7 protein-coding genes are annotated in these 6,008 nt (G+C 30.3%); 1 reads left to right on the top strand and 6 read right to left on the bottom strand.

Annotated elements, in window-relative coordinates:
• Positions 1-221: 221 nt before the first annotated feature.
• Genes cas6 through cas4a form a run of 6 tightly spaced genes read right to left on the bottom strand, consistent with a single transcriptional unit; the run spans position 222 to position 4,490 of the window.
• Positions 222-1,142 carry a CRISPR system precrRNA processing endoribonuclease RAMP protein Cas6 gene (gene cas6 / locus ACP5GV_RS07830; protein WP_428070009.1) on the bottom strand — a complete coding sequence of 307 codons (921 nt, stop codon included), beginning with the start codon at positions 1,140-1,142 and terminating at the stop codon, positions 222-224.
• Entirely contained in the window at positions 1,135-1,815 is a 681-nt protein-coding gene (gene csa3, locus ACP5GV_RS07835) for a CRISPR-associated CARF protein Csa3 (RefSeq protein WP_428090674.1), read from the bottom strand. Before csa3 ends, cas6 begins: the two co-directional genes overlap by 8 nt.
• A 42-nt stretch (positions 1,816-1,857) precedes the next feature.
• Positions 1,858-2,406, bottom strand: coding sequence for a CRISPR-associated protein Cas4 (gene cas4 / locus ACP5GV_RS07840; RefSeq protein WP_428070013.1), 549 nt, complete (start codon positions 2,404-2,406; stop codon positions 1,858-1,860).
• Positions 2,394-2,666, bottom strand: a complete 273-nt coding sequence (gene cas2 / locus ACP5GV_RS07845) for a CRISPR-associated endonuclease Cas2 (protein ID WP_292319033.1) — start codon at positions 2,664-2,666, stop codon at positions 2,394-2,396. The genes cas4 and cas2 overlap by 13 nt, the downstream gene beginning before the upstream one ends.
• Positions 2,647-3,660 (bottom strand): CRISPR-associated endonuclease Cas1, encoded by a 1,014-nt coding sequence (gene cas1 / locus ACP5GV_RS07850; RefSeq protein WP_428090670.1) that lies wholly within the window; start codon positions 3,658-3,660, stop codon positions 2,647-2,649. The genes cas2 and cas1 overlap by 20 nt, the downstream gene beginning before the upstream one ends.
• Positions 3,657-4,490 (bottom strand): type I-A CRISPR-associated protein Cas4/Csa1, encoded by an 834-nt coding sequence (gene cas4a / locus ACP5GV_RS07855; RefSeq protein ID WP_428070017.1) that lies wholly within the window; start codon positions 4,488-4,490, stop codon positions 3,657-3,659. The genes cas1 and cas4a overlap by 4 nt, the downstream gene beginning before the upstream one ends.
• Positions 4,491-4,675: 185 nt before the next feature.
• Between cas4a and ACP5GV_RS07860 the strand changes: the two genes are divergently transcribed.
• The gene (locus ACP5GV_RS07860; RefSeq protein ID WP_428070019.1) at positions 4,676-5,995 is read left to right on the top strand and encodes a hypothetical protein; all 1,320 of its coding nucleotides are present in this window, start codon (positions 4,676-4,678) and stop codon (positions 5,993-5,995) included.
• Positions 5,996-6,008 lie beyond the last annotated feature (13 nt).

Raw genomic sequence — 6,008 nt, forward strand, 5'->3', positions numbered from 1 at the left:
AACTCATCAGAAAATATTTAGTATTTAAAAATCTGTTAAATTTTACAATTTTTATCTAATGATTCGTTATAAATAAAATTTAAAATTAAAAAAGCTAAATCACTTGAATTTATCTTACTAATTATTCGAGATATTTAATAAAAATTTACAAAACGCTTTAATAATTTTAACATTCCTTAATGTTATAGATCCATAAAATGTACTAAAGAAAATAATTATATTTAAATTTTTTCGAATTTATTATTTAATACCTCTACTTTAATTTCCCCCATGCCTAAACTTTTTAATTTACCTAAACCCATCAATTGAGTTAAATCAAGTACTTTATCTAATATTTTTGACATAATACCTCTCTTAACTCTATAAACAGCAAATCCAGTAAAACCTCTAAATAATCTTAATCTATTTAATTCATCCCTACCAACTATTACTGTTTCTGGCCTCAAATTATAATCCATTTCAACCATATATACATCTGCTAATCTTCCGGTGTAATAGTGTATATTATTTGCCTCATTTATATCCATAATCTTTACCCACAACTTTGCGGAATAAGCTACAATAAAGCTTGGTTCTGGGAGAATTCTGTAGAATTTTGGGATCCTTCTATTAATATTAGAAGCCCATGGAGGTAACATAATTTTTGTTGGAATAGCTGTTGGCGTTAAAAAAGTTATTTTTAAAAAACCTCCATCTTTAATTCCAACGCTTAATTCTGATGTATCCTTTATTGATATAGAATCAATTAAGTAATTGAATGTAGATGAAGAATACTTTACTTCCCCTTTACAGTCTACTATTTTAGAAATATCTATATTTTTGTTAACAACAGCAGTAATAGCGCCATGTAAAAACTCGTTTTCCTTTATGTATAATGGTTTGAAGTTCTCATTATTATCCTTTTTTATAGAATAGTATTTTTTACCTTTATCGTTTGATAAAACTTTAAAAGATACCGCACCATTTTTATAGTATTCAATAAATTGAGAGAGGCAATCATCGCTAAATACTATGTCTTTTAATACCTTAGATGATATTGGAGGCAGTATTGCATATCCTTGCTTTGAAAAAATTTTTAATTTTATTGTTATAGCAGCCTTGTTATTTTCATTTCTGAAATAATCAATTAATGATTTACTCATCAATTTCACCAATGCTTTGAACTTTGCTAAGTTCCTTTACTAAAAGTCCTAGGTCAGTTAAGTATATCCCTTGGCCCCTACCTTTCTGCATAATTAGGTTTAATTTTTTGAGCTCACTTATTTTATTTCTAATAGTTTTATCAGCTACATTTAACTTTCCAGATAGCTCTTCAATTGTTGAGCCTTCATTTACATCTATTTGGTTTATTATTTCTATAGAGCTCACATCTAATCTCAATATATTTAACAGTTCCCTTAAATCCAATGACGTTGTTTCATAATTAGCGGATTCTGGTTGTATAATTAATGTTGATTTGAAACCTTTAAGAGATAGAAGGAAGCCTGAAAAAAATAATGCTAGATCAAATATCCTTAACCCCCCGCTTGTATCTATTATTATTTGCTCTGGCTTTATGTTAAGTTCATTAAATTTCTTGATTATAGTCATAACTACCTTTGAAAAGTCTGTTGAATCTATTTCTATTAAATTAATATCTGAAATCCCAATTCTCTGGGCGTTTAATGTTAAAGAATTAAAAGCGTTTTTAGTTGCATTAACGGCTGGTGATAAAGTTATTGCTATTATTTTATCTTCTTTAGATGCAGAAAATTTGTTTAATGTCCTTATGGCAAAGTCTTCGTGAAATCCTATAGGGAATACGAATAATCTCAATTCAGGCCCTCTTTAATAATTATTTTAAAAGATAAATAAGTTTTAAGGATTGGCAGGGCAAACGTGTCTGTACCAGCACGATTTGCACTTAGCTAAAACGGGTTTAATTTTTGGGGGATCATCTTTATTAACTAATTCCTTTAACTTTATTATCAATGATTTTGCATAGCTTAGAGAATAATTATTTATATCAAAAGAAAAAGTTTCTCCGCCCATGTATAGATGAGCTTTAACCACTTTACCAATATTTTTATTAACCAAATAAGAATAAACAAGCAATTGATCCCTAAAATGATAGGACATTTCAATTTTCCTTTTAAATGCTTTTACCTCTAGTATTTGAAAGCTGTTTTCCCCAGCTATTAAATCTACTTTTCCGCTCACCCCTAGTTCCTTATCTATAATTTTTACTTCTTGTTTCCACGGCTTTGGCAGTTTTAAATTATTAGCTGCTTCAAAAGGCTTTAATTTTTTACCTTGGCCCATACTTTCTGTTAATGGCTCATAAAAGTTGTATTTCAGATTTATATATGGAATCATTTGGCAATAACTAAAGTTTTTTATTGTAGTCACATCTATTAAATAGTCCATTCTTCTTCAACCCCAAAATAACTTTTTCCAATTTTGCTTGCTAAATTCCACTCCATTTCAGAAATCTTTATCAGATGTACTATATCAGTTGATTTGTCTATTATAGATGATGAAGCCCTTTCAATATCTTTTGCGAGTGATGATGAAGCCTTGCCAATAAATGCGCTTCTCTGTATCCTTGATAAACCAAACTGCATTAACCTTTTAGACAACTTAAGCCTTTTAGAATCATCGCTAACATCATAAATTACTAATAACATCAACTTTATCACCCCTTGGAAAATTATAACAAAAATACATACTCCCTTCTCTTAATGACTTAGCAAGTCTAAAAGCGTATTCTTTTACAGATTCTTCAAAGCTCATAGGCCTATAAGCATTTACTGCTTGCTCCTTTAACCTTTCATTTATCAATTTTAATACATTTCTTTTACTCTCTTTATCTAATAGCTTATCGTTGTTTAATCTTATATTAAACCCTCTAGCAATCCCCCTCAAAATGGCTTCATCAACAATAGGGGCTCTGAACTGCTCTATGTAATCGAAAACTAAAACAGGTTTACCGCTTCTATCTACATGCATATATCCTGCATATGGATCTAATCCAGATAAAATTAAGGCTCTGAAACCCAATGAATATAAAATAGAATAACCATAATTTAAAGCAGCATTCAATGGATCACCTCCATCTTGGTCTCTATTAATAAAGTCCAAATTCTTTGGTAAAGCTCTAGATATAGCCCCCCAATAAGATCTAGCTGCAGTTGCCTCAATCTCTAATAACTTCTTTCTTGCCTCATCTATACTAAGTCCTTTAACTTCATTGAAAACTTTTTTGCTAATATATTCTAATTCTTTTTGGTACCCATCTAAATTATAATAATTGCTTAATCTGCCTAAAGCTTTTGATTGAGAACATATTTTGCAGCTTATTAAAGAAGCAGCTATTTCAACTCCTATATAATTGAAACTAGCTAAATATTGTGCCCTTCTTGTATCAGGTGTTCTTGAATAATGAGAAAAATACGTCATTGATAATGGAGAACCTCTGGGATCAGTTATAACTAATTCTATACCTGCTTTAGCTAAAAGGTTTAATGCCTTGCTCGTTATTGATATGCCTGTTGAAGATACAACTACTAAATCTATCTCCCATAGAGGTATTATTTTTTCTTCTTTTTTGCTAATTAATTTTAATGATGTACCGTCAGCGCCTAATTTTACTCCATAGTCATCTAAATATAGAATCTTCATAAACCATCACCACCATTAAATGTTTCTTTTTCTTGGATCAATTCTTCTGCCATGTTATCTCTAGATTCAATAAATTCCTGCCTCAGGCTATCATCAATATATACTCCCTTCACGTTTATCAGCAATGGATTTAAATTAACTGATATTATTATACCGAAATCGTATGGGGTCTCGTTTTGAGATTCTAAAGCTAAAGCATAACCTGCTAACTGAACTTCATGCCATCTCGCATACTTGTTTCCCAATTTAATTTCTACTACTATGTTGTTCATTATTGCATCTGCCCTTAACCTTTTAGATAAGCCCAAAGGAGAACCATCTATTTGGTATTCTGAAAGCCATAAATTAGAAATTAATGAACCTGAATTTATATATGAACTTGTTATATCTCCAACCATTTCAATTACTATAGCTTTATATAACTGGATAAGAGAATTTGCGTAAGAAAGAACCACGTTATCTTTGTAATTTAATAAAATATTCCTAATTTTATTTTCTGATGAGCTTAACAATTTATTAGCTATTTCCCATGGAGCTTTTTTATTAGATATGTTTTTTAAAATGTCATCAGAAGTAGCTTTAAATACTTCATGCAGTGCAAGGCCTATTAACATGGCTTGAGTTAACTGCTTTTCTCCAAGCCTTGCTGAAATAGCTTCCTTAGGGCAGCAGCTATAATAAGCTACTTCGCTTACCCCCAAATTAACATTATAATACCTTGGCTTTAATGGCTGCCTATCCCAATTCCATCCCCTATACTCATTTGATATTTTGAATTGGTCATATATGGAGTGAAGCTTCCTTAATTCCTGTTTTATTTCTTTTATCATTTTTCCACCGAAAAGTAGGGAGGAAAAGAAATGGTAAGTTTTTTTCAATGTTAACCAGAAATCTTTTCCCATGTAGTAAATGGGAATTCTATGAAGAGAAATCCTTTTTCAAGTCTTAAGTTTTATTGTAAGTTTGATATACATCCATAAAATTCCCGCAGGTAAAATATAATTTGGTGTGAAAATTGGGGAAGATTATTGATTCGCTAGCAGTTCTCGGCTCTTCAAAGTTTGTCACTACAACTAATGCTATATTAAATGAGATATTTTATGGTCTTAGGCCTAAAAAAGTTTACATATTATCTGAATATAAACACGAAGAAGGATTTAAGGAAAAAATAAAGAAATCCCTTGATATGTTGAATTTAGGGGCTGATGTTATTGAAAAAGTCATTGGGGAAAGTCCTGAGGAGTGGGAAAAAGGAATAAAAAATGAGAGATTTGATGTTATTGATGTAACCCCTGCAAGAAAATATATGGCTATAATTACGGCAATGGTTGAAAAGACTGAGATCAGATATGCATTATTAAAGAAGGAAATAGAAGGATATAGGACCTTCGGTTATGTTAGCCCAAAAGAGCTCGAGCTTTGGACATTATCTCCTAAATTGGGTATAATAAAAGATATTGATCCCCCAGAGGTAAATACTGAGCAAGAAGTTTCTTTTCTTTCACCTATTGGTTTGGAATCACTTTTAAATTTGTTAGCTTTATTTGGAAAAGTTTATATTTATCCTTTAAATTCAAACAAAGTTATTGATTATTCTCCTGTTTGGGAAGATGTAGATATAGGGAATAAAGATGAAATAATAAAAGCAACAAAAGATGAAGTTTTTAAGTTATGCGCTATGAGATCTGGAATGATTCTACCTGATGAGCTAGAGCAATTAAAAATAAGGGCAGAAGATGCAAACCTTTGCTTCGACACAAATATTTTTATAAATTATGGGGAAACTATTTTTGAACTCCTAGGAGATAAAGTAAGGTATTCGTCTATACCTTTATATAGTGTTTATAATGAATTATCTCAATATATTGAAAATTATCAGAAATCAGGCAGAAGCGATAAGAATACAATAAATAAATTGCTTGGCTCCATTTCATTTAATAATATCTACCCAAAGCTTGCTAACTTAGGCAAGGAAAGAGCAGGCGATATTAATATAATTAAAGAAGCTAAGGAATTAAAAATAAATGCGCTTAATCCTTTGCTAGTTACTATGGATCTTTCTCTTAATGGCAGGGCAGGTCTGCAAAAAATAAATTCTTTTGCTATTAGCAATAAAGGGAAATACAATTTAGCAAAAGGAATTTTGGGAAAGATCTTATCTTGTTTAAGTTTTTACAGTGACATATCTATAAGAATTAATGATGAGGATGTTTACAAAATAATTAATTATAATAGGAATTGGGATCAATTAGTAAATGGAACAGCAAAACTTCAATCTAAGATTAGAAGATTTAACTATGCTCCTTTGATTTCATTATTAGAAAATAATATGTAAATAAAACATGAAA

The sequence above is a fragment of the Caldisphaera sp. genome, from assembly GCF_049974385.1.
Classification (GTDB): domain Archaea; phylum Thermoproteota; class Thermoprotei_A; order Sulfolobales; family Acidilobaceae; genus Caldisphaera.

Bases quoted from the DNA above. Each gene is read 5' to 3' on its own strand.
- cas4 (WP_428070013.1), bottom strand. From the start codon at position 2,406: ATGGACTATTTAATAGATGTGACTACAATAAAAAACTTTAGTTATTGC.
- cas1 (WP_428090670.1), bottom strand. From the start codon at position 3,660: ATGAAGATTCTATATTTAGATGACTATGGAGTAAAATTAGGCGCTGAC.
- cas4a (WP_428070017.1), bottom strand. From the start codon at position 4,490: ATGATAAAAGAAATAAAACAGGAATTAAGGAAGCTTCACTCCATATAT.
- cas2 (WP_292319033.1), bottom strand. From the start codon at position 2,666: ATGTTATTAGTAATTTATGATGTTAGCGATGATTCTAAAAGGCTTAAG.
- cas6 (WP_428070009.1), bottom strand. From the start codon at position 1,142: ATGAGTAAATCATTAATTGATTATTTCAGAAATGAAAATAACAAGGCT.